Here is a 21,910-nt window from a genome sequence, read left to right on the forward strand (position 1 = left end):
TCAGGCGCCCTCGGCAAACTGACCGACACCAGGGCCCAGGTGCGCTCCCAGGTGATCCTCCGGAGGCAGGGTCAACGCGCAGCCGTGTCAGCAATGGCAGCAGGCGGCTGAGGAGTGGCGCACCTCCCTATCAATGCCTTCACTTGGAGCAGGTCACCGGCGCCTCAGCAGCCGGTACGCGGCCAGCGCTGCCGGGAGCATGAACAGCGGCCAGAGCGGCTGGGTGTCCGGAAGAGAGGCGCGGCCCTCCAGCAGGGCAGCCAGCGCCTCCTCGTGCCGGGTGCGGGCGGGAACAGGCACGCGGCTGGGGGGCAGGGTCAGGTCGGCGTGCAGCACGCCCGTCCGGTAGCCGTTCTCGTGGGGGTGACCGCTGCGGGCAGCCAGGTGACGGCCCACTTCCCGCAGGTGCTCCGGCCCGCCCTCCTCCACCCAGGGGAGCAGCGCGAGGAAGCCGGGGCGCGGGTCGGTCAGCACGTAGGAGTGGGGCTCGGGGGCCTCCTCGGCCCGCCCAGTGATCGCGCTCTGCCCGTCGAAGGTGAGGTCGAGGAGATTGCCGACCACCATGGGATTGACGGCGTAGCGGATGGCCTGCCCCCCCGTCGTGGCCTGCCAGCTCGACTCCAGCCAGGCGACGGGCTGGTCGCGGACGTTGGCCGGGTCGGGGGGCAGCCCTTCCAGGGAAGTCCAGGGCGCCCCGTTCGCGTCGGGTTGCAGGAGGACGGTGCAGCCCTGTTCTTCCAGACGCCCGATCACATCGGCCCGGAAGGCGTCGAGGCTGATGGCGACGCCAAGGTCCCCGACCGGGGTGGGAAAGACGCGCAATTCCTCCAGCGGGCCGGGAGTCAGATCCACGCCCTCTCCCTCCTCGTCCGGGGTGAGGTGGACCTTGTCGGCTACGCCGATCAGCTCCCCCCCCGGCCCCAGGATCACCGCCTCGTTATGCAGCACGCCGGGCTCGCGAACGAGGCGCCTCCCCTCCAGCCGGTAACGGGGCATGGGTGCGGACCCGCAGCACAGGTACACGCCGTACTCGCGGGCGAGGTCGCGGCAGGTCTCCAGGTACAGGCGGGTGTTCCCGGCGCTCAGGGCGAGCTGCAGCGCCCGGACGGGCGAGACGCGCTCACGCAGCAGCACCGGCAGGACCTGCGGCAGCCAGCGCAGGAACAGGAGGAGCGCGGCCCGCTCGAAGGTCCCGGCCCGGGCGGCGAGCGGCGTGCCCCGCAACACCAGCGGCAACCCGTTCAGCTCGGTCAGCACGACCAAATTGGGCCGGTCCGGCGCGAGGTGGGGACGGGCCATCTCCAGCTGACCGCGCATCCAGGCGCGAAAGGCGGCGGCGCTCGTGAAGTCGGCGGCGCTCCACTGCGGCTGCACGGCGACGGCGCGGAAGGAACGGTCGGGCGCGGCGGACATGCCGCCCAGCGTACCGAGTGGCGGGCGAGAGCACGTGGAATGATGCGGCCATGACTCGGGCCACCATCGAGCGGCTGGGTGACGCGGCACTGGTCGTGCGCTCACCCCTCGCGCGGGCGCTCCTGACGGACCTCACCACGCGGCCCTTGCCCGGCGTGCGGGAGGCCGTGCCCGCCCTGGAGGTGCTGACCGTGCTGTACGACCCCTTGGAGGTGGGCGCCGACACCCTGACGGCGAGCCTGCGGGAGCGGCTGGGCGGGCTCGTGCCCGGTGAGGAGGAGAAGACCCGCACCCACGTCCTGCCCGTCACCTTCGACGGGCCAGACCTCGGGTGGTGCGCCGATCACGCGGAACTGGGCTTGGAGGACTTCGTAGGAACCCTCTGCGCCACCCCCCTCACCGTCGCCTTCCTGGGCTTCACCCCCGGCTTCGCGTTCCTGACGGGACTCCCCGAGCGGCTGAGGATGCCCCGGCTGAGTGCTCCGCGGGAGAGGGTGCCCGCGGGCAGTGTCGCCCTGGGGGGACCGTGGGCGGGCGTGTACCCCCGGGAGACACCCGGGGGCTGGCGGCTGGTCGGCCGCACGGACGCCGTGCTGTTCGACCCGTGGCGCCCCGAGCCGGTCCTGTGGCGGGCCGGGGACCGGGTCAGGTTCGAGGTCCGGCCGTGATGGAGGTTCGGCGCCCCGGCCTGCAGACGACGGTGCAGGACGCGGGGCGGCGGGTGCGGGCGCTGGGCGTGCCGGGCGGAGGAGCGGCCGACCCCCTCGCCCTGCGGCTGGCGAACGCCCTGGTGAGCAACCCGCCCGGAGCGGCAGCCCTGGAGGTCACGCTGGCGGGACCCGCCCTGCACTTTCACGCGGACGCGCTCGTCGCGCTGTGCGGCGCTTCGTTCGCGGCCACCCTGGACGAGGCTCCCTTCCCCCTGTGGCGGGCCGTCCCCGTCCGCGCGGGGCAGACGCTGGAGATCGGGGGCACGGCGCGGGGGGCGCGGGCGATCCTCGCCGTGCGGGGCGGACTGGAGGGGCAGGAGGCGTTCGGCAGCCGATCCACCGACCTCAGAACGGGCTTCGGCGGGCTGGAGGGCCGGGCGCTGCGGGCAGGGGACCGGCTGACCTGGGCCTCCCTGCCGCCCGTCACGGCGCCGCGCGCCTTCCTCTCGCCGGAGTTGCGGACGCCGACCGGGCCGCACCACGTCCTGCGCGTCCTCCTGACCCCGGAGGCCACTCCCGACCTCCTCGCCACGCTGACGGGACGTTCCTTCACCGTGAGTGGGCAGACGGACCGGATGGGCGCGCGGCTGAGTGAGGTCGTCCCCGCGCCCCACGACCCGAACCGGGTCAGCTTGCCCAACGTGCCGGGGGCGGTGCAGCTTCCGCCGGACGGTCGGCCCATCCTGCTGCTCCCCGACGCGGGCACGCACGGAGGTTACGCCACCCCGCTCGTCGTGGCGAGTGTGGACCTGCCCCGGCTGGGGCAACTGCGCCCTGGAGACCGGGTGTGGCTGCGGGGGGTAAGCCTGGAGGAGGCCCGCGGGGCACTGCGCCAGCAGGAGCAGGAGGTCCGGGAGGCGGAGCTCGCCCTGCGCTGGTGGTACAAGGAGGCATGACGCACCCCACCATCGACCTCAACGCCGACCTCGGGGAGGGCAGCCCGCACGAGGCGCTTGTCATGCCCCACGTCACGAGCGCGAATATTGCCTGCGGGGGCCACGCGGGCGATAAGGAGACGATGCGGGACAGCCTGCGTCTCGCCGCGAATTATGGCGTGGTGGCTGGTGCCCACCCCGGTTTTCCCGACCGCGAGGGCTTCGGTCGGCGCGAGATGCACTTCCCCCCGGAGGAGGTCACGGCCTTTGTGCGCGAGCAGATCGAGGCGCTGAAGGCCGTGGCGGCGCGGGAGGGGGTCCGCCTCGCCCACGTCAAGCCCCACGGGATGCTCTACAACCAGGCGGTGAAGGACCGGACGTTGGCGCGCGCTATCGCCCAGGCCGCCCGGGATTCAGGTCTTCCCCTCTACTTCGGCCTGGCGGGCGAGGCGTCGGTGATGCTGCGGGAGGCAGAGGCGCTGGGACTCGGGGCGGTCGGCGAGGGCTTCGCCGACCGGGGCTATTCACCCGACGGGGCGTTATGGCCGCGTGGGCAGGCGGGCGCCCTGCTCCCCCACGATGAGGCCGTCGCCCAGGGCGTCCGCATCGCGCGGGAGGGAGTGACGGTCGCCGTCACGGGCGAGCGGGTGGCCGTCCCCGCCCGGACCCTCTGCCTGCATGGGGACGGGGCGGAGGCGGCCCAGCTCGCGCGGGACCTGCGGGCGGCGCTGGAGGGGGCGGGCGTGCGGGTGGCGGCGCCGGGGCCGTAGGCCCTCACAGCCGCCGGGCGAGATAATCGGCCAGCAGGCGGTAGCTGCGGGTCCTCCCGGCGATGTCGCCCGCCCCGTGGCCCTCGTCGCCGAATTCCACGTACTCGAAGTCGCGGCCCTCCTCCCGCCCGTGACTCAGCAGGGCGTCCCGGAAGCCCCGGGCCTGGTTCACCGGGCAGCGGGGGTCGTTGACGCCGTGCATCATGAACATGTGGGCCTTCAGGTTCGCCGCGTGGGTGACCGGGCTGCGGTCGCGCCACAGCTCGGCCTGCTCGACCGGGTCCCCCATCAGGGTGCGGAAGTAGTAACCGAGCTGCGGCATCACGCGGCTGTTGTCCTCGTGGAGCTGGTGCAGATCGGTGATCCCGACGATGGGCACGCTGACCTTAAACAGGTCGGGCTTTTTCACCGCCGCGAGATACGAGAGGTACCCGCCGTAGCTGCCGCCGAAGACGCCGACGCGCCCGGGGTCCACGAAGTCCAGCGTCCCCAGGTACTCGGCCCCGGCGGCCACGTCCTCCAGGTCGCGCCCGCCCCAGTCCATCAGGTTGGCGTCGCGCCACTCCACGCCGTACCCCGTCGAGCCGCGCACGTTGGGGCATAACACCACGTACCCCCGGTCGGCGAGAAACTGGATCTGCGCGTTGAAGGCGCGGAAGAACTGCGCGGCGGGGCCGCCGTGCACGCAGACCAGCGCCGGGAAGCGTTCTCCCGGCTGGGCCGACCCGGGCCGGTACAGGATGGCGGGAACGTGCAGGCCACCTTCGGTGGGGTAACGCACGTACTCGCCGGGCACGAAGTCGGCGGGGTCCACCTCGCCGTACTCGGCGGGGAGCAGGACCCCGAACGTGTCCGTCCGCAGGTCGTACAGCAGCACCTCCGGGCGGGTGGTGGTCGTCGTGTACTGGAAGAGCAGCCGCGTGCCGCCCAGCGCGAACTCCGTGCCGTAGGCGAGGCCGGGCGGCAGCCTCAGCTCGCGGGCCTGTCCCGTCTGCGTGTCGTACAGGACTGGGGTCAGGGTGCTCTCCTCATTGCGGATCACGCTCAGCCAGCGGCCGTCCGGGGAGAAGCGCCCGGGCTCCTCCTCGGTGACCCCATCCGCGGGCGTGAGCCAGGTGACCTCGCCGCTCTCCAACGTGAGGAGGCCGACCCGGCTGTGGCCGTCGGCGTCGCTGGCGACCGCCACCCGCCGCCCGTCGGGGTGCCAGCGGCCCACCTCGTCCCGGCTGCCCTCGCGCACCCGTAGCACCCGGCGCAGCCCGCTCCCGTCAGCATTGAGCACGTAGCCGTCCACATTGCGCAAGTCGGCGCTCTCGTTGGTGTTCAGCGTCAGTTGCGTGCCGTCGGGGCTCCAGGCGACCGCCTGGGTTGTATTGGGCAGCCGGGTGAGGGCCGTCCAGGCGTCCTCGCCCTCCCGGGTCAGGTCGTAAACATGCACGTTCATCTGCCCGCCCCGCGTGCTGTTCACGAGCACGCGCTGGCCGCCCGGATGAGCGTCTACCGCATAATCCATGCTCTCCGGGGAGTGGTGGAGGGCACGCACCTCGCCCGACGCCAGCGTCACCTCGAAGAGGGCCTGCCGCTCGTCGCCGTCGTGGTCCCGGCTGAAGAGGATGCGCCGATCGTCGTGGGACCAGACGAAGCCCGCTCGGATCCCTTTCGGCGCCTCCCCGTTCGTCACCTGGCGCCGCTCGCGGGTGCGGAGATTCAGGACATACAGCTCGAAGCGGCCGGTCCAGTCAGCGTAGAAGGCCACCTCCTCGCCGCTGTGCGAGACGCTCAGGGCCACGACGGTGGGGAGGGCGGTCAGGGCCTCCAGCGGAATGCGTTCGGGCATACGGCAGTTTAGGAGGCTGGGGGGATGGGGAGCTGGCCCCTCCCTACCTCGGCCACCCCGGCGGCCCTGGTGGCGGCACGAGCGCCGCGTGCGTCTCACTCGCGTAGCGGTCCGTCATTCCCGCGATAAAATCGCATGCCGCGCGGGGCAGGCCGTCCACCCCGGCGCGGGCGCGCACCCCCGGCGGCAGCAGGGAGGGCCGCGCCAGAAAGGCCGTGAAGAGGGTTGTCAGCAGGCGGGTCCCCTGCTCGACCTGCATCTCCACCCGCCAGTGCCGGTAGAGGTTGTCGCGCAGGAAGGCGCCCGTCTCCCGCAACAGCCCGCGCATGGAGTCGCTGTAGGTCATCAGGCGGCCCGGCTGAGCCCGCACCTCCGCCGCGGCGGTGATGCCGCTCGCCCGAATCGCCTCATGGCTGGCCCGCGTCAGGTCGCCGATCAGCCACCCCAGCAGTTCGCGGTGCAGGGTGCGGCGGTCGCGCTCGGTGAGGTGGGGGGAGGAGGTGGGCACGCGCGCCAGGAGTTCGCGCCACAGCGGCAATTCCTCAAGCTGACCCGGCGTGAGCAGCCCGCTCCGCAACCCGTCGTCGAGGTCGTGGGCGGTGTAGGCGAGGGCGTCGGCGGCGTCCACGAGTTGCGCCTCCAGGCTGGGCGGTCCTGACCCGGCGCGGGCGTGTTTGTTCAGGCCGTCGAGCGTGTCGAGCGTGAGGTTCAGCCCGGGGAAGTCGGGGTAGCGGTCCTCCAGCCGGGTCACGATGCGCCGCGCCTGGGTGTTGTGGTCAAAACCCCCGTGCTCCTCCATCAGCGCGTGGAGCACCCGCTCGCCCGCGTGCCCGAAGGGGGGATGGCCCAGGTCGTGTGCGAGGGCGATGGTCTCCGCGAGCGTCTCGTTCAGGCCAAGCGTCAGGGCGACGGAGCGGGCGACCTGCTGGACCTCCAGCGTGTGGGTCAGACGGGTGCGGTAGTGGTCGCCCTGGGTATTGAGGAAGACCTGCGTCTTGTACTCCAGGCGGCGAAAGGCGGTCGTGTGCAGCACCCGGTCGCGGTCCTTCTGGAAGGCGGTGCGCGTCTTGCTCTCGGCCTCGGGGTACTCCCGGCCACGTGACTCCCGGCTGAGGGTGGCATAAGGCGCGAGCGTGGCGGCCTCGCGCGCCTCCAGGTCGGCGCGGGTGAACATGGGGGCAGTTTGGCAGAGCGGCGGGCAGGAGGCCGAGAGCAAAGGCTTAACCTGCCCGCCGCCGGGCGCCCGCTGCTCTAGATTGCCCCCATGAGCGACGCCGCCACGGGCAACGAAACACAGGTGATCTACGACGGGCATATCGTGCGGCTGGAACTGCTGGAGGGCAAGTGGGAGATCGTGCGGCACGCCGACGCCGTGGCGATCCTGGCGCTGAACGATTCGGGCGAGATGCTGCTGGTGCGTCAGCGGCGCCGGGCCATCGGGACGAGCACGGTGGAGGCCCCGGCGGGCCTGATCGACGCGGGCGAGACCCCCGAGCAGGCCGCCCGGCGCGAGCTTCAGGAGGAGGTGGGCCTGGACGGCGACATGACGCTGCTCACCCGCTTCTACTCCAGCCCCGGCTTCTGCGACGAGGAGCTGTACATCTTCGAGGCCCGCAACCTGCGCGAGAGCAGATTGCCCCAGGACGAGGACGAGGAGATCGAGGTCGTGTGGATGCCGCCCCAGGCGGTCCTCGACGGGTTGCGCGACGGCTCACTGGTGGGCAGCGCGACCACGGTGGCGGCGGCCCTGTACGGCCTCGGGCGGGTCGCCACGCGGTGAAAACCTACGTCTCCCCCACACAGCGCCCGGACACCGAGACGGTGGTCGCCATCGGGTCCTTCGACGGGGTGCATCTGGGGCACCAGGCCCTGCTCGCGCAGCTCAAGGCGAGGGGGCGGGAACACCGGGTGCCGACGGTCGTCTACACCTTCGATCCGCCCACCCGGGTGCTGACGCAGGGGGTCGAGTTCCTGTCCACCCTGCCCGAGAAACTGGACCTGCTCGCCCGTTACGGGATCGACGAGACGGTCGCGGTGCCCTTCACCGCCGAGTTCGCCGCCCGGCCCAAGGAGGCGTTTCTGGACGACCTGCGGACCCTGCGTCCCCGCGCCCTCGTGGTCGGCGAGGACTTCCACTTCGGGCGGGGGCGGGCGGGGGGACTGGCGGACCTGCGCGGGGTGACGCGCGAGGTGGTGGCGCTCCCCATGCACCAGCTCGGCGGCGAGGACATCAAGAGCACCCGCATCCGCGAGTACCTCAAGGTGGGCGACGTGGACGGCGCCGCCCGGCTACTGGGCCGCCACTACGACGCGCAGGGGGTGGTCGTGCCCGGGGACCGCCTGGGCCGCACCATCGGCTGGCCGACCGCCAATATCCGCGTGCCCGAGGGCAAGGCGCTTCCGCTGGGCGTGTTCGCGGTCGTCGCCATCACGGAGCGGGGACCGGGCAACCCGCAGCGCCACCACGGCATGGCGAACGTGGGCTTTCGCCCCACGGTGGACGGCAAGGAGCGCCGCTTCGAGGTCCACCTCTTCGACTTTGAGGGTGACCTGTACGGCGAGGAGGTGCAGGTCAAGTTCTTCAAGCACCTGCGCGGGGAGCAGAGGTTTGCCGGGCTGGACGAGCTGAAGGCGCAGATCGCGCGGGACGCCCAGGCGGCGAGGGAGGCGCTGCGGGAGGTGCGGTGAGTCGGGTATGATCCCCCTGGGTATTCCCTGCAGAAATTTGGTTCGTACGTGCCCCGGTTGAAACCCGGGACCGAAGGGCCGCTCCTCTCCCTTTCCCGCAAAGGACGGACGTGGATGGAACCTTCCTTCTCGCCAGCCGCCTCAGGACCCCGCGCCGCGACTCCTCCCCGGCCCGCCCCCTGGTCCCTCCTGGGCATCGGGGCCGCGCCGCTCGTCATGGCCCTGCTCGGCCTGATGCACCCGGGCGGGTTAACCCCGGCCACGGCCCACCACTGGACTCTCCTGCACCTGGGCCTCATTCCGCTGTTCCCTCTGATCGGGGTGAATCTCTGGTGGCTGCTCTCCGGCGTGCCCGGACCATGGGCGTGGCTGGCGCGGGCAGGCGCCTTCCTGTACGCCGCCTACTACCCGGCGGTCGACCTGCTGGCGGGAGTCGCCGCCGGGCGTCTGGTGGACCTGGGCGTGGACCGCGACTCCACCGCCGTCCGGGAGCTGTTCCGGCAGGCCAACACCCTGGGGGATGTCGGGGACTATGCGCTGCTGGCCGCCTGCGTGCTGGCCCTCGTCGCCCTGTGGCCCGCCCTGGGTGCCCGGATACTGCCCGGGGGTGCCGCCCTGCTTGTAGGCGCGTGGCTGTTTACCGAACATCACATCTACCCGCCGCTGGGCGTGACGGGAATGCTCCTGCTCGCCGTGGCCTTCGTGTGGCTGCTGGCACTGTGGCAACGGGCGCGTCGCTCCTTCCCGGCGTGAGCTGACACCCGGGGGACGGTTGCCCACACGTGCCCGGCGTACCCTGCCCCCATGACCTCTGCCATCTCTCCCCTCGACCTGGGCTACTCCTTCTGCCCGAACGACACCTTCATCTTCTACGCGCTCCACGCCGGGCGGGTCGCCTCGCCGCTCCCCGTGCGCGAGGTGCTGGAGGACGTGCAGACGCTGAACGAGTGGGCGAGGGTGGGTAGGCTACCCGTGACCAAGATCAGCTACCGGGCCTACTTCGATGTGATGGAGCAGTATGTGGCGCTGCGGGCGGGCGGGGCGCTGGGACGCGGCGTGGGGCCGCTCGTCGTCGCGCGGGAGGAGCTGGGCGACTTGAACGGGCGGCTGGTGGCTTCTCCCGGGGCGCAGACCACTGCCGAACTGCTGCTGCGCCTCGCCTACCCGGACGTGCGCCTGACTCACCTGCGTTACGACGAGGTGATGCCCGCCGTCGCCCGCGGCGAGGTGGACGCCGGGCTGATCATCCACGAGTCGCGCTTCACGTACGCGGAGCATGGCCTCGTGAAATTGCTCGACCTGGGCGCGTGGTGGGAGGGCGAGACGGGCCTTCCGCTCCCCCTGGGCGCGATCCTCGTCCGGCGCGATCTCCCGCTCGACATTCAGCGCGGCCTGAATGCGGCGGTGCGGGCCAGCCTGGAATACGCCTACAAGCACCCCGCCGAACCGATGGACTACATCCGCCAGCACGCCCTGGAGATGAGCGACGACGTGATGCGCGCCCACATCGATCTGTACGTAAACGCCTTCAGCCTGGACGTGGGCGGGGAGGGCGAGCGGGCCGTGCGCGAATTGCACCGACGGGCGGTGGGGATGGGGGCGGTGCCGCCTTCGGACCTTCCGCTGTTCGTGGAGCGGGCTTGAGAGAAACCTGAGCTACGCTTTAGAACGTGAGCAAGGCTGAGTTCGGGGTTTTGAGGAGCGTGTGATGCTCCGGGGTGGAGGACAACCCCCATGCGCAAACTGCTGCTCGCCGCCCTGACAGTGGCCCTGGCCGGTGCCGGGCTCACCCTGGCGCAGACCTCGGTGCCGCTGACCGGGCCGTTCCCGGGGCCGAACACCCCGCCGACGCCCCGCCCGCTGCCCGCCCCCGAGCCGCCCGCCACGGTGACCGCGACGCGCAACGAACCGATGGCGCTGGGCTTCACGCCCGACAAGCTCGCCCGGGTGAAGGTCCCGGCAGGGTTCACGGTCACCGTCATGGCCTCCGAGCTCGGCAACGCCCGGATGCTGTACGTCATGCCCGACGGCGGCGTCTACCTCTCGCGGCGCCAGCAGAACGACATCTGGTACATGAAGGATGTCAACAAGGACGGCCGCTTCGACGCCGGGGAGCGGCGACAGGTCGCCTCCAACCTCCCCCTCGTCCACGGGATGGACGTGAAGGGCGGCAAGCTCTACGCAGTCGGCGAGAAGATGATCTGGGTGATGGACCTGGCGAGGGACGGCACGCTGGGCACGCCGCGCGTGTTCGCCGAGGGCTTCCCCGACGCCGGGCAGCATCCCGCCCGCAACCTGAAGTGGGGGCCGGACGGCTACCTGTACGCGAGTTTCGGCGCGACCAACAACGACACGCCCACCCAGAACCCCGAGGAGGCGACCATCCTGCGGATTCGCCCCGACGGCCAGTGGCGCGAGGTGTACGCGCGGGGCCTGCGCCACACGGTCGGCTTCGGCTGGCATCCGGTGACGGGAGTGATGTACGGGGCCGATCAGGGCGCCGACTGGCACGGCGACAACATCCCGCCCGAGGAGCTCAACGTGATCGTGCGTGGGCGGGCCTACGGCTGGCCCTTCTGCTACGGCGACAAGAATCCCGACCCGTACACGAACACCAGCCAGATTCCCAATCTGACCACCAAGCAGGACTACTGCGCCCGCACCCAGGGCAGCGTGCTGACGTACACGGCGCACGCGGCGGCCATCGGCATGGCCTTTTACACCGGGAACAGCTTTCCTGCCGAGTACCGCAACGACGCCTTCATCGCGTACCGCGGCTCCTGGAACCGCTCCGAGCCCAGCGGCTACGAGATCGCCCGCGTGAACTTCGACGCGAACAACAAGCCGACGGAGATCACCCCCTTCGTGACCGGCTTCGTCTTCGAGGAAAACGGGCAGTGGAAGCAGTTCGGGCGCGTGGCGGGCGTAGCCGTGTACACCGACGGCAGCCTGCTCTTCACCGACGACCAGAGCGGCGTGATCTACCGCGTGCGCTACACGGGGGGCCAGTGATGAAAAAGACGTTACTGCTCGGCACCCTCGCCCTGGCCGGGGCCGTGGGTGGAAGCGTGCTCGCCGGAGGGATGGAGGCCATGACCGCCCCCGCCAGCACACCCCTGACAGCCACCGCCGCCCTGCGCGACGAGGCAGGCCAGGTCCTCGGCACCGCGACCTTCCGGCAGATGGGGATGGGCGTACAGGTGACGGTGGAGACGCGCGGCCTGACGCCCGGCCAGCACGGGATGCACGTCCACGAGTACGGGCGGTGCGCCCTGGGTGTGGACCCGGCGACGAATACAGTCGTGCCCTTCGGCGCGGCGGGCGGGCACTTCGACCCCGGCATGAGCAAGAACCACGACGACCCGCAGGCGCCCAACAAGTACGGGCACGGCGGGGACGCGCTCATGCTGACCGTGGGGGCCGACGGGGTGGGCCGCGCGACCTTCATGTCTCAGAAGTTCAGCCTGACGGGCATGAACGGGGTGCTGAACCGCTCGCTCGTCATCCACGCCAACCCGGACGACTACAAGAGCGACCCGGCGGGCAAGTCGGGCACCCGCGTGCGCTGCGGCGTCATCACCCGCGCGAACTTCAGCGTGCGCGACTACACGCTGCCCGACCACCTGGCTTACCCCGAGGGCGTGGCGTATGACGCGCGGAGGGGCATCCTCTACACCGGCAGCGCCACGAACGGCACGGTCTACGCGATCAACGCGGCGACGGGCGCCGTCAGCAAGTTCAGCGAGGGCGGGGCGCTGGGCCGCCGGGTCGCGCTGGGGATGAAGGTGGACGGGCAGGGCCGCCTGTGGATCGCGGACGGGCAGCAGGGCACCGTCTCCATCCTGACCCCGAATGGCATGATCCTCAAGGTGCTGGAAACACCCATGAGCCCCATGCCGTACCTCAACGACCTCACGCCCGCCCCGGACGGCAACGTCTACGTGACCGACAGCCGCCGCCCAGTGATCTTCCGGGTCGACCGCAACCTGAACCTGACGGCGTGGCTGGATCTGGGCCAGACGCCGATCAAGTACGGCCCCGGCGTGAACCTCAACGGCATCGTGCCGACGCCCGACGGCCGGTATCTGCTGGTGATGCAGACGAACACGGGCGACCTGTGGCGCATCGACCTGCGGACGAAAGCGGTGAAGCGGGTCATGGGCGGCCTGATGAACGGCGACGGCCTGCTGCTCGATGGCCGCACCCTCTACGTCGCCCGCAACAAGGATCAGGTCGTGAGCAAGGTGAGCCTCTCCGCCGACTCCGGCACGGGCACCCTGACCGCCGAGGAGCCGCTGAACGGCCTGCGTTTCCCGGCGACCCTCGTCATGATCGGCGGCGACCTCGTGGTGACCCAGCCCCAGCTCGACCGCTTGCAGGGAGGGATGGCGCCCGAGGTGCCCTTCCGGCTGACGCGCTTCAGGAAGTTCTAGAGCCCTGGAGAAGAGTGGTCCCGCTCAGCGGGCACAGCGGTGGTCGTCAGAGGAGAGGAGGGCAGGCCGCCTTTCTCTCCCCTCTTCTGTAAGAACGCCGTGAAGGGGGCTCGTTCAGGCTGGGCGGGTGACCACGCCCGCTCCTCCCCCGGCGCCCGCCCTGACGGTGCGCGGCCTGTACAAGAAGTACGGGTCGCAGGCCGTGCTGCACGACGTGAACCTCAGCGTGGAGCCGGGGGAAATCTACGCCCTGACCGGCCCCAACGGCGCAGGCAAGACCACCCTGATCCGCACCGTCACCGGCCTCGCCTTTCCGACCGAGGGCGAGGTGCGGCTGCTGGATCACGATATCCACGAGGACGGCTCGCGGGCCCGGGCGCACCTCGGCGCGGTCGTGGAGGCCCCCGCCAAGTTCTACCCGCAGTTCACCGCTACGCAGAACCTCCAGATCCACGCGAACCTCGCCGCGATGGTGCCGGGGGGGCGCAGGGTGACGCGTGACCGCATCCGCGAGGTGCTCGCGCTGCTGGAACTCACTCGGATGGCGGATCGCCGGGTGGGCACCTTCTCGCTGGGACAGCGGCAACGGCTGGGGGTGGCGAGCGCGATCCTGGCCAATCCCCGGGTGCTCATCCTCGACGAGCCGACGAGCGGGCTGGACGCGCTGGGCATCGGCCTGATCCACCGCATCGTGACCGACCTGGCCGCCCAGGGGTGCGCCGCGCTGCTCAGCACCCACCACCTGCGCGAGATCGCCACCTATGCGCACCGGGTCGGCATCCTGACCGGTGGGCGGCTGGTGGACACGGTGGACCTGCGCGCCCGTCAGACCGCCTTCCGCTTCCGGGTGGACGACCCACACACGGCGGCCCGGACCCTGGAGGGGCGGCCCTTCGTGCGGCAGGTCAGCACCCGCGCCCCCCATGTCATCGTCCACCTCACGGGGGAGGACGACGTGCCCGCCGCCCTGACGGCCCTGACGACGCGCGGCGTGCGCGTGTTCGAGGCGGGACCCGACCACTTCGACCTGTACGAGTACTACCGCGAGCGCGTGGAGCAAGTCTGATGGATACGTTTCCTCTTCGTCTTTCCGCCGGGGTGGCCCCGTGCTGACCCTGGTGGGACTGGAATTTCGCAAGCTGCTGGGCATGCGCAGCGCCCGCCTCGCGCTGCTGGTGTGCCTGCTTCTGCCCTTCGTGTGGCCCTTCGCCCCCCGCCTGACCGCCCTCCTTCAGATCACGCTGACAAGCGGCTGGCAGCTTCCCGCCGTCAGCCTGGGCGTGCTCGTGCAGTTCCTGCTGCCGCTCTTCATCGCCGTGACCTGCGCCGAGATGATCGGCGCGGAGGTCAGCCAGGGCACGCTGGCCCCCCTGCTGCTGCGCCCGGTGGGCCGCACCCGGGTCATCACGGGCAAGCTGATCGTGGCCCTGCTGTACCCCGCCCTGTTGATCGCCGCGCTCGTGATCGGGTCGCTGCTCGCCGGGCTGGTGCTGGGGCTGGGCAGCTTTACAGGCGGCACCGGGCTGGGACCGGGCTACTTCGCGGGCGTGGGGCCGCTGAGTGGCGGCCAGGCCTTGCTTCAGGTGCTGCGCGGGAGCGTGCTGGCCGCCGTCATGCTGATGCCGGTCGCGGCCCTCGCGCTGCTGTTCGGCGTGCTGTACCTCAACACGGCCGCGGCCGCCCTCGCCACACTCGCGGTCCTGAACATCCTGCGGCTCCTCGTCGTGTTCCCGGAGGGCGTTCAGCGTCTGCTGCTGACCAGCCACCTCGACCTGTATGCCCGCCAGGGGGACGTGCTCCAGGGGCTGATCCTGCTGCTGATCTACACGGCGGGCTTCGGGCTGATGGCGGTGTATGCCTTTGACCGGCGGGATGTTTAAGGGGAAGGTGTAAGAAGTCAGCGGAGGCCGGAGCCTCCGCTTTTTGCTTCCGCCACACTGGTGTGAGTGGCCGCCGTTCTCAGCCGACGCTTTTCACCGTGTAGCGGGCGTGGCGGGACCCCAGGTCGACCTCAAAGGTGTCTCCTACCGCGCGTCCCAGGAGCGCCTGACCCACCGGACTGTCCTCGCTGACCTGGGTGGCGCCCTCCGCCAGCGCGTCCACCTCGACGGCGCTGACCAGGCGGACCTGAAGGTCGCGGTCATGCTCCTCGTCGTGCAGGGTCACCACGGACCCCAGGGCCACCTTTCCGGCCTCCTCGGGCGCCGCCTCCACGATCACCGCGCGGGCGAGCACGTCCTCCAGTTCCAGGATGCGGGCCTCCATGCTCGGCAGGTCGATCTGGGCGGTCTCCAGGTTGCGGTCCTCCAGGTCCAGCGCCTCGTCGCGGGTGGCGGCCATTTGGGCGATGGCGTCCTCGCGCCGCTGCCGTTCCTTGTCCAGCGTCTCCTGAAGGCGCTGGTAACCCTCCGCCGTCATCTGCACTTCTTCTGCCATGTGATCCTCCTGAGTGCGGGAGATTCTGCCCCCGTCAGGCCCCCCACTGTAGGCAGCCCAACCCTCTTCCCGGTGACAGGCACCTTAAGGGCAGATGCGCCAACGTCCATTTCCTAATTCCTCACCGTGGGGGATGGACCCTACGCTGTAATTCGGGGCAAACGGCCCATGCTCAGCAGCAAAGGGGCAGGCCCAGGAGGAGCACCATGACGGACCCCACAGGCAAAGACCGCACCACGGACATCGACCCCGAGCTGAACTCGCCCCTGGAGGAGGACGTGACCGTGACCGGGGAGGACGTGACCCGGGACGACCGGGAACTGAGCGACGCCGAACTCCACCCCGTCGGCGGAGAGGGCGTGACGGGTGCGGGAACGATGGACTACTCACTGCCCGGCGACGGCAACCCGGCGAACCAGGATGCCCAGTCGAACGCCGACCTGATCCGCGACGTGGCCGAGACGGAGGCTGACTTCCCGGTCTCCGGGGACGTGACGGGCGGGCGGCAGGCCAGCGGCGGGAGCGACGCTTTAGCGGGCGCGGGCGTGACCTTCGACGACGGCATCGACCCCTCCATTCGCAGCGAGATGCTCGACAACGCGATGGCCTACGGCGACGACTTCGTGCCGAACAACGTGAACGACGAGCCCAGCTTCGACGACGGCACGCCGGGCAGCTTCTCCGACTTCAGCGTGATTACTCCCGATAACCCGGAGGGCACCACCCGCCTGGCCGACCCCGGCATCGACGTGGGCGGCGACATCAAAGGTCCCCGCGTGGGCGGCCTGGGGAGCATCGACGGCGGCCCGCCCCGCACCCACCCGTTGCCCGGCACGGAGGAGGAGTCGGGCTCATAACGCTGGCAAAAACAGGAAGGCCCCGGTGCGAATCTCCGGGGCCTCTGCTTTTCCTGTTACTTGTTCTGCGCCAGGCGGTCCAGCACCAGGCGGCTCACGCTCTTGAGCGTCTCGAACACGCCGCCGCCGTTGTGGGCGGTCGCCTCGAACAGGGTGAGTTCCCGCCTGGGGTCGATCACGGCGCGGATCATCTCGGTGGGCAGGGCTCCGTCGACGTCGCGCTTGTTCACCTGAAGGACGATGGGCACGTCGCGCACGTCGATCCCGTGTTCGGCGAGGTTCTCGCGCAGGTTCCGCATGCTCTCGGCGTTGGCGCGCAGCCGGTTGGGGGCCGAGTCGGCCACGAAGACGATGCCGTCCACCCCGCGCAGGATCAGCTTGCGGGAGGCGTTGTAGAAGACCTGGCCGGGCACGGTGTACAGGTGAAAGCGGGTCTTGAAGCCCTGCACGGAGCCCAGGTCGAGCGGCAGGAAGTCGAAGAAGAGGGTGCGCTCGTCCTCGGTGGCGAGCGAGACCATCTCCCCGCGCAGGTGGGTGGGCACCTTGGAGAAGACGTGCTTGAGGTTGGTGGTCTTGCCGGACATGCCGGGGCCGTAGTACACGATCTTGCAGTTGATCTCGCGTGCGGCGAAGTTGATGGTGCTCATGTGCGTTCCTCCGTCGGTCGGCCTCAGCCGAGCAGGTCGTCGAGCAGGGCGGTCGCGCCCTTGGAGAAGTCCTCGCTGAACTGCACGGGCGGCGCGTCCTTGAGCCCTTCCAGGATGGCCGCGACCTGCGCGATGGACTTCTTGGTGTGGACCTTCACGCGGCCCAGCGGCACGCTGCCGTCGAAGATCAGCGTGAGGAGGGCCGAGTCGCCCACCGACTCCACGTACAGGGTGCCGTTCTCGCCCTGGTGGATCTGCTCGCTGAAGGTGCGCTCGCCCAGCATGTTCGCCAGGGCGGCAGTCGCGGCGGCGTTGGAGGCGACAAGGGTGGCGACGCTGTCGAGCGCCGGGGGGCGCGGGGCCCAGAGGGCTTCCTTGTGGGAGAGCACGAAGCCCTTGCGGTCCACCAGCAGGCAGTACCGGACCCCGGTGGCCGTCAGCAGCTCCTCCAGGTGCTGGTCCACCCGGTCGAAGGCGTCACCGTAGAGGGCGAGGGAGGGTTCAATCATGTCCCGGCGAGTATAGGAGTGAGTTTCATACGACAATCTGACAGGCGGGGAAGCCGGGCGGGCCCTCACCCGCCGCGTGCCGGGCACAGGGTAAACTCCCGCCCGTGACGTTCAGAAGGCTGATGTGGACGGCGGCGCTGGCGCTTTTGGCCGCAGCGGGCGCGCGTCCGGTGGCAATCGGCGGGGTCGTGCAGGCGGCGGCGGTGGAGTCGCGGATGCTGGGCGGCAGCGAGATGCTGGCGGTGTGGACGCTCCCCCGGGTGGGGATTACCGTCCGCAACGATCCACAGGACGTGCGCCTGCTGTACGGTCCGCGCGAACTGCGCTTCTCGCCCGAGCGCGGCTGGCGCGCGGTGGGCTTTACGCTCCCGACCGGGCTGAAGCTGACGGTGCCGCAACTCGTGGGCGGCAGCCTGTACGTTCCCCTGGCGGCGGTGCGAGCCCTGGGCGTGACGGTGATCGCGGACGCGCCCGATCTCCTCGATTTCGCCGCCCCCAGGGTCGTGCCCGCCGCCACGCTGCCCCCCTCACCCGACGCGGGGGCCACCGCGACGGTCCCGGCTCCCCCACCTCCCACGCCTGCCCCGGCCCGGCCGACGACACCTCCCCCTCCTCCCGCACCGATCACGCCTCCCGCCACACCCCCGGCGACCTCGGCCCACCTCGACACCGTACGCGTCAGCCGCACGCTGCACCGCACGGTGGAGGTGCAGCGCGTGGTGCTCGAACTCAGCGCGGCGGCCCCGCATCAGGTCGTGCGTGAGGCGGCGGGCCTGAGCATCGTGCTTCCCGGCGTGAGTGCGAGCGCTTCTGCCCAGACCCTGCCGAGCGGGGATAGCCTCAGCATTGAGCCGGGCACGGCCCAGCCCTCGCCCCAGACCACCGTGCGCCTGAAAACCGGGGGCGGCACGAGCGAAATTTTCACCCTGGACGACCCCTACCGGGTGGTGATCGATACCACCACGCACCTGGACACCCACATTCCGCCGCCCATCGACCCCGAGGGGCTGCCCGAGGGGGTGACCTACCGGGTACGCGGCACTCTACACCTGCTGAGCTTCGACCCGGCCCGCTTCCAGCCGCGGGTGGTGACCGCACCGCTGGGTGCCGCGCGGGACGTCGCCAGCCTGGTCAGGAGTGCGGGGGGCGTCGCGGGCGTGAACGGCGGGTACTTCGACACCGCGAGCAGTCTGCCGGTGGACCTCGTGGCGGTCGGTGGCCTGATGATGGCGCCCAGCCTGGAGAAACGCGCGACGGTGGGCTTCACCGCGCAGGGGGGTGCACTCTTCGGCTACCCCCGGCCCCGCTACGTGATCAGCGGCCCCTTCGGCAGCGTCACCGTGAACACGGTCGGCTCGAAGGTGCGGCCAGACCTGCTGACCGCCTTCGTGGGGGACGGGCGCACCGCCGTCGGCGCGGACGGGTTGACCACGCTGCTCCTCACGCCCGGAGCGGCGACGGTGAGCCGGGTGGGGGTGGGCCGCGCCGTGCCGTCCGCCGGGACGCTGGCCCTCACCTTCGACCCGGCCCGCTTTCCGCAGCTTCCGCGCACGGCGGGGCAACCGCTGCGCGTGGCGCTGAACTGGCAGGCGCAGGACGCCCCCTGGGACTCGGCGCAGGACGCCCTGAGCGCCGGGCCGCTGCTCGTGCAGGGCGGGCGGGTCGTGATCAACCCCACCCGTGAGGTGTTCGACACGGGCACCAACATCTGGCGGCCCACCCGGCAGGTCGCCTTTGGGGTACTGGAGGGCCAGCCCACGATTGCCTACCTGGAACAGGGCACGCCCGAAGCCTTCGCCGCCGCCCTGGCCGCTGCCGGGGTGCGCGACGCCGTGCGGATGGACAGCGGCAGCAGCGCCACAGCCTATGTGGTGGGCGGGTACGCGGGGCTGGGCGGGTACCTGAATACCGTCTGGAGCCGCCCGGTGCCCAACGCCATCGTCTTCGTGCCCAAGGGGGTGGGGGCGCAGAAGTAAGAGACTGTCTGGAAAGCGTGCAGGAGGAGCGTTGTCCGAAACGAGCACCATTTGGTGTGCCTTGACGCCGGACCAACACCAGGAATCAGTGAGCCATCCTCGGCCCACTGATTCCTGCACCTCGACCCGGTGAGTGACCTGCCCGGACTGAGCGCCTGGACATGGCGAACACTGTCTTCTCTGTGAAGCGAGGCGGGGTTCGCGGCGCCTCACCTCTTGCCTGCGGACTTCCCTCGTTGGAAGACGGTGTCCGACTATTTCCGGCAGAAGAGTGGCTGTGGAAGTGCATTAACGACGCGCTCCGAACACGAGGATTTGCGGGCGCAGGTCCGGGCGTCCCCCCAGAGCTGACGTTGGGCGAACATGTAACGCCGTGGCGCGAGGGTCATCAGATCGCCGAGCGATTGGGCATCAAGCCCGCGACGGTCTCCCGCTCGCCCAGCCCCGACTCTCACCAGCACGGCATGAAGACGCCGCGCCGCATCGGCGACGCCCTGGACATGGATGTGGAGGTGAAGCTCAAGCCCCGAGAAGCCTTCGTAACCTCCCGGGGAGCCCGCCCTCCACTCCTACCCTCTCACCACCTCCCGCCCCAACGCCGCGTGCGCTTCGAGCAGCAGCGCTTCCGTCTCGTCCCAACCCACGCAGGCATCGGTGACGCTCACGCCGGGAGCGAGTTGGGTCAGGTCAGCGGGAATGCCCTGCTTGCCCGGGCGAAGGTGACTCTCCACCATCAGGCCCCTGATGACCTTCTGGCCGCGCGTGCGCTGGTGCAGCACGTCGCGCCACACCAGGCCCTGGCGGTGGTGGTCCGAGCCGCTGTTCGCGTGCGAGCAGTCCACCATCACCGCCGGGTCCACGTTCGCCGCGCGCATCAGGGACTCGGCCTCGGCGACGAACTGGGGGGCGTAGTTGGGGCCATTTCGTCCGCCGCGCAGAATGACGTGCCCGTCGGGATTGCCGCGTGTGTGGACGATGCACGCCTGGCCGTCGTCGTCCACGGTGAAAAAGGCATGGGGATGACGGGCGGCCACTATGGCGTCCACCGCGAGTTTCAGGCCGCCGCCCGTGCCGTTCTTGAAGCCCATCGGGGCGCTGACGGCGCTCGCCATGACGCGGTGGGTCTGTGATTCGGTGGTACGGGCGCCCAGGCAGGCCCAGGCCACCGCGTCGAAGAGGAACTGGGGCGCGAAGGGGTCGAGGAGTTCGGTGGCGACGGGCAGGCCGAGTTCGGAGACGCGGATCATCAGCTCGCGGGTGAGCGAGAGCCCCTTATTGATATCGTTCTCCCCCGTCATGTCGGGGTCCATCAGGTAGCCGCGCCAGCCCACCGTCGTGCGGGGTTTGTCCACGTAGACGCGCATGTGGACTTCGAGGCGGTCTTTGACCCGCTCCCTCAGCTCAGCCAAGCGACCCGCATACTCGACGGCCTGGTCGAAGTCATGGATGGAACACGGCCCCACCACAACGAGCAGGCGGTCGTCGCGCCCATGCACGATGTCCTGGGCTGCTTTTCGCCCAGCCATCACCGTGCGCTCGGCTTCCGGGGTCAGCGGGAGGCTGGCCTTGAGGGCTCTGGGCGTAATCAGGGGCGTGAAGCCCGAGACGTTCAGGTTCTCGGTTCGTCCGGCCTGGATGATGGGGTCCGGGTGGGTCATGGCGTTCCTTTCGTACGAAAAACCGCCTGGAGGTGGGGTTCCTCCGGGCGGCTCGGCTGGGGGGCAGCGCTGGCGTCAGGCCCGGAGCGAACCGAACCAATAAAAAAACGCGGCGCTGAAGGACATGGGGGAAGTCTACGGCGGGCGGAATGAAAGCGGCCCAGCCCGTCTAGTCGGGCCTTCGGTCTGCCTTCACATCCCGAAAAACCGTGTCCCTGGCGGGAACTCGCGTGGCCCTGGGACCGTACTCTGAGGGGATGAAACGCTCCATCACCCTCCTCCTGACCACCCTCGCGCTCGCCGCAGGGGTTGCCGACGCCGGGCGGCGCAGCGGCGGGGGCTTCGGCGGCAGCCGCAGTTCCGGCGGGTTCAGCATCCCGCGCAGCAGCGGCAGCACCTACCGCGCCCCGCCCCCGGTCCCCCGCAACACGCCGTCTGGAAATACCTACACGGCCCCCCGCTCGACCCCTCCCGCCACGCGCACCCCGAGCACCACGCAGCGCAGCACGACAAGCGGCGCAACGAGCACGGCGAACCGGGCGGCAGCGGCCCGCGTCACGCCGACCCAGCTCAACGGGTGGAAGAACGTGCGGCTGCCCGCGGGCGTGCCCCGCAGCGCGATCACCTACAGTGCCACGCCCAGCAGCCAGTATCGCTATCAGCTCTCGCCGGGCCGCTACTTCCCCTACCCGCAGAGCTACTACAAGAGCCGCGGCATCGGGTACGACATCCTGAAGTACGCCCTGATCTTCACGGCGGTGAGCAGCGTGGCGAATGCCATCAACGGGCCGGACGTGATCGTGAACAACGGGGGCCTGCCCGGAAACGGTCCGGTCGTCGTGCAGCAGCAGGGGCCGAACCTCTGGACCTACGTGGGCGTGGGCTTTCTCGCCGCTGCCGCCGGGTGGTTCCTGCTGGGGCGGCGCCGCCGCTGATTCTTCCTGAGCGCCGCCCGGATCCTCGTGCCGGGCGGCGCCGCGCTCTTCCCACCGTCGCTTACACTGGATTTCGGTCGGGGCGTCCTGCGCTGCCCGAGGACGCTGGGGCCGGAGGGGGACGGCCGCCGCCCACCCTTTCGCATACGCGGCGCCCCGCTGCTGC

Annotated in this window: 21 protein-coding genes; 14 read left to right on the forward strand and 7 right to left on the reverse strand. The window is 70.5% G+C overall.

Going from position 1 to position 21,910, the window contains the following annotated elements; translation table 11 throughout:
- Window positions 1–153: 153 nt before the first annotated feature.
- Window positions 154–1,413 carry a nitrilase-related carbon-nitrogen hydrolase gene (locus F784_RS0116165; RefSeq protein ID WP_019587766.1) on the reverse strand — a complete coding sequence of 420 codons (1,260 nt, stop codon included), beginning with the start codon at window positions 1,411–1,413 and terminating at the stop codon, window positions 154–156.
- A gap of 50 nt (window positions 1,414–1,463) precedes the next feature.
- Between F784_RS0116165 and F784_RS0116170 the strand changes: the two genes are divergently transcribed.
- Genes F784_RS0116170 through F784_RS0116180 form a run of 3 tightly spaced genes read left to right on the forward strand, consistent with a single transcriptional unit; the run spans window position 1,464 to window position 3,768 of the window.
- Window positions 1,464–2,081, forward strand: coding sequence for a 5-oxoprolinase subunit B family protein (locus F784_RS0116170; RefSeq protein ID WP_019587767.1), 618 nt, complete (start codon window positions 1,464–1,466; stop codon window positions 2,079–2,081).
- Window positions 2,081–3,019: a 5-oxoprolinase subunit C family protein gene (locus F784_RS0116175; RefSeq protein ID WP_019587768.1), complete on the forward strand. Its 939-nt coding sequence runs from the start codon at window positions 2,081–2,083 to the stop codon at window positions 3,017–3,019. Before F784_RS0116170 ends, F784_RS0116175 begins: the two co-directional genes overlap by 1 nt.
- Complete coding sequence (locus tag F784_RS0116180; protein WP_019587769.1) at window positions 3,016–3,768, forward strand: 5-oxoprolinase subunit PxpA; 753 nt, start codon at window positions 3,016–3,018, stop codon at window positions 3,766–3,768. Before F784_RS0116175 ends, F784_RS0116180 begins: the two co-directional genes overlap by 4 nt.
- Before the next feature lie 4 nt (window positions 3,769–3,772).
- Here the strand turns inward: F784_RS0116180 and F784_RS0116185 are convergent, their stop codons facing one another.
- Together F784_RS0116185 and F784_RS0116190 are read right to left on the reverse strand one after the other, a co-directional pair.
- The gene (locus F784_RS0116185) at window positions 3,773–5,605 is read right to left on the reverse strand and encodes a S9 family peptidase (RefSeq protein ID WP_019587770.1); all 1,833 of its coding nucleotides are present in this window, start codon (window positions 5,603–5,605) and stop codon (window positions 3,773–3,775) included.
- Between the two features lie 43 nt (window positions 5,606–5,648).
- Window positions 5,649–6,779, reverse strand: a complete 1,131-nt coding sequence (locus F784_RS0116190; protein ID WP_019587771.1) for a deoxyguanosinetriphosphate triphosphohydrolase — start codon at window positions 6,777–6,779, stop codon at window positions 5,649–5,651.
- Window positions 6,780–6,869: 90 nt separating this feature from the next.
- Here F784_RS0116190 and F784_RS0116195 point away from each other — a divergent pair, with 90 nt between their 5' ends.
- The 8 genes from F784_RS0116195 (at window position 6,870) to F784_RS0116230 (ending at window position 14,606) form a co-directional block, all read left to right on the forward strand.
- The gene (locus tag F784_RS0116195) at window positions 6,870–7,385 is read left to right on the forward strand and encodes an NUDIX hydrolase (protein WP_019587772.1); all 516 of its coding nucleotides are present in this window, start codon (window positions 6,870–6,872) and stop codon (window positions 7,383–7,385) included.
- Window positions 7,382–8,293 (forward strand): riboflavin biosynthesis protein RibF, encoded by a 912-nt coding sequence (ribF, locus tag F784_RS0116200; protein ID WP_019587773.1) that lies wholly within the window; start codon window positions 7,382–7,384, stop codon window positions 8,291–8,293. The genes F784_RS0116195 and ribF overlap by 4 nt, the downstream gene beginning before the upstream one ends.
- Window positions 8,294–8,407: 114 nt before the next feature.
- Window positions 8,408–9,046, forward strand: coding sequence for a hypothetical protein (locus tag F784_RS23525; RefSeq protein WP_019587774.1), 639 nt, complete (start codon window positions 8,408–8,410; stop codon window positions 9,044–9,046).
- 51 nt (window positions 9,047–9,097) lie between these two features.
- Window positions 9,098–9,937, forward strand: a complete 840-nt coding sequence (locus F784_RS0116210) for a 1,4-dihydroxy-6-naphtoate synthase (RefSeq protein ID WP_019587775.1) — start codon at window positions 9,098–9,100, stop codon at window positions 9,935–9,937.
- 90 nt (window positions 9,938–10,027) lie between these two features.
- Entirely contained in the window at window positions 10,028–11,305 is a 1,278-nt protein-coding gene (locus F784_RS0116215; protein WP_019587776.1) for a PQQ-dependent sugar dehydrogenase, read from the forward strand.
- A complete protein-coding gene (locus tag F784_RS0116220) occupies window positions 11,305–12,726 on the forward strand; it encodes a superoxide dismutase family protein (RefSeq protein WP_019587777.1) in 1,422 nt (473 codons plus the stop codon). The genes F784_RS0116215 and F784_RS0116220 overlap by 1 nt, the downstream gene beginning before the upstream one ends.
- A gap of 127 nt (window positions 12,727–12,853) precedes the next feature.
- The gene (locus F784_RS0116225) at window positions 12,854–13,792 is read left to right on the forward strand and encodes an ABC transporter ATP-binding protein (RefSeq protein ID WP_019587778.1); all 939 of its coding nucleotides are present in this window, start codon (window positions 12,854–12,856) and stop codon (window positions 13,790–13,792) included.
- A 40-nt stretch (window positions 13,793–13,832) separates the two neighbouring features.
- Window positions 13,833–14,606 (forward strand): ABC transporter permease, encoded by a 774-nt coding sequence (locus F784_RS0116230; RefSeq protein ID WP_019587779.1) that lies wholly within the window; start codon window positions 13,833–13,835, stop codon window positions 14,604–14,606.
- A 79-nt stretch (window positions 14,607–14,685) separates the two neighbouring features.
- On the opposite strand, the gene F784_RS0116235 is transcribed toward F784_RS0116230, so the two are convergent.
- Complete coding sequence (locus tag F784_RS0116235; RefSeq protein ID WP_019587780.1) at window positions 14,686–15,162, reverse strand: GreA/GreB family elongation factor; 477 nt, start codon at window positions 15,160–15,162, stop codon at window positions 14,686–14,688.
- Window positions 15,163–15,368: 206 nt separating this feature from the next.
- Between F784_RS0116235 and F784_RS0116240 the strand changes: the two genes are divergently transcribed.
- Window positions 15,369–16,019 (forward strand): hypothetical protein, encoded by a 651-nt coding sequence (locus F784_RS0116240; protein WP_019587781.1) that lies wholly within the window; start codon window positions 15,369–15,371, stop codon window positions 16,017–16,019.
- A 56-nt stretch (window positions 16,020–16,075) separates the two neighbouring features.
- Here the strand turns inward: F784_RS0116240 and mglA are convergent, their stop codons facing one another.
- Complete coding sequence (gene mglA / locus F784_RS0116245; protein ID WP_019587782.1) at window positions 16,076–16,666, reverse strand: GTPase MglA; 591 nt, start codon at window positions 16,664–16,666, stop codon at window positions 16,076–16,078.
- Between the two features lie 23 nt (window positions 16,667–16,689).
- Window positions 16,690–17,175 carry a GTPase-activating protein MglB gene (gene mglB, locus F784_RS0116250; protein WP_019587783.1) on the reverse strand — a complete coding sequence of 162 codons (486 nt, stop codon included), beginning with the start codon at window positions 17,173–17,175 and terminating at the stop codon, window positions 16,690–16,692.
- A 104-nt stretch (window positions 17,176–17,279) separates the two neighbouring features.
- Between mglB and F784_RS0116255 the strand changes: the two genes are divergently transcribed.
- On the forward strand, window positions 17,280–19,151 hold the full coding sequence (locus F784_RS0116255) for a phosphodiester glycosidase family protein (protein ID WP_342662490.1): 1,872 nt from the start codon (window positions 17,280–17,282) through the stop codon (window positions 19,149–19,151).
- Window positions 19,152–19,720: 569 nt separating this feature from the next.
- Here the strand turns inward: F784_RS0116255 and F784_RS0116260 are convergent.
- On the reverse strand, window positions 19,721–20,809 hold the full coding sequence (locus F784_RS0116260) for a 3-deoxy-7-phosphoheptulonate synthase (RefSeq protein WP_019587785.1): 1,089 nt from the start codon (window positions 20,807–20,809) through the stop codon (window positions 19,721–19,723).
- A gap of 257 nt (window positions 20,810–21,066) precedes the next feature.
- Here F784_RS0116260 and F784_RS0116265 point away from each other — a divergent pair, with 257 nt between their 5' ends.
- Complete coding sequence (locus F784_RS0116265; protein ID WP_019587786.1) at window positions 21,067–21,744, forward strand: hypothetical protein; 678 nt, start codon at window positions 21,067–21,069, stop codon at window positions 21,742–21,744.
- The last annotated feature ends 166 nt before the right edge of the window (window positions 21,745–21,910 follow it).

This window comes from Deinococcus apachensis DSM 19763, from assembly GCF_000381345.1.
Lineage (GTDB): Bacteria > Deinococcota > Deinococci > Deinococcales > Deinococcaceae > Deinococcus > Deinococcus apachensis.

Coding starts and splice junctions, on each gene's coding strand:
- F784_RS0116165 (WP_019587766.1), bottom strand. CDS start 1,413: ATGTCCGCCGCGCCCGACCGTTCCTTCCGCGCCGTCGCCGTGCAGCCG.
- F784_RS0116170 (WP_019587767.1), top strand. CDS start 1,464: ATGACTCGGGCCACCATCGAGCGGCTGGGTGACGCGGCACTGGTCGTG.
- F784_RS0116175 (WP_019587768.1), top strand. CDS start 2,081: ATGGAGGTTCGGCGCCCCGGCCTGCAGACGACGGTGCAGGACGCGGGG.
- F784_RS0116180 (WP_019587769.1), top strand. CDS start 3,016: ATGACGCACCCCACCATCGACCTCAACGCCGACCTCGGGGAGGGCAGC.
- F784_RS0116185 (WP_019587770.1), bottom strand. CDS start 5,605: ATGCCCGAACGCATTCCGCTGGAGGCCCTGACCGCCCTCCCCACCGTC.
- F784_RS0116190 (WP_019587771.1), bottom strand. CDS start 6,779: ATGTTCACCCGCGCCGACCTGGAGGCGCGCGAGGCCGCCACGCTCGCG.
- F784_RS0116195 (WP_019587772.1), top strand. CDS start 6,870: ATGAGCGACGCCGCCACGGGCAACGAAACACAGGTGATCTACGACGGG.
- F784_RS23525 (WP_019587774.1), top strand. CDS start 8,408: ATGGAACCTTCCTTCTCGCCAGCCGCCTCAGGACCCCGCGCCGCGACT.
- F784_RS0116210 (WP_019587775.1), top strand. CDS start 9,098: ATGACCTCTGCCATCTCTCCCCTCGACCTGGGCTACTCCTTCTGCCCG.
- F784_RS0116215 (WP_019587776.1), top strand. CDS start 10,028: ATGCGCAAACTGCTGCTCGCCGCCCTGACAGTGGCCCTGGCCGGTGCC.
- F784_RS0116220 (WP_019587777.1), top strand. CDS start 11,305: ATGAAAAAGACGTTACTGCTCGGCACCCTCGCCCTGGCCGGGGCCGTG.
- F784_RS0116235 (WP_019587780.1), bottom strand. CDS start 15,162: ATGGCAGAAGAAGTGCAGATGACGGCGGAGGGTTACCAGCGCCTTCAG.
- F784_RS0116240 (WP_019587781.1), top strand. CDS start 15,369: ATGACGGACCCCACAGGCAAAGACCGCACCACGGACATCGACCCCGAG.
- mglA (WP_019587782.1), bottom strand. CDS start 16,666: ATGAGCACCATCAACTTCGCCGCACGCGAGATCAACTGCAAGATCGTG.
- mglB (WP_019587783.1), bottom strand. CDS start 17,175: ATGATTGAACCCTCCCTCGCCCTCTACGGTGACGCCTTCGACCGGGTG.
- F784_RS0116260 (WP_019587785.1), bottom strand. CDS start 20,809: ATGACCCACCCGGACCCCATCATCCAGGCCGGACGAACCGAGAACCTG.
- F784_RS0116265 (WP_019587786.1), top strand. CDS start 21,067: ATGAAACGCTCCATCACCCTCCTCCTGACCACCCTCGCGCTCGCCGCA.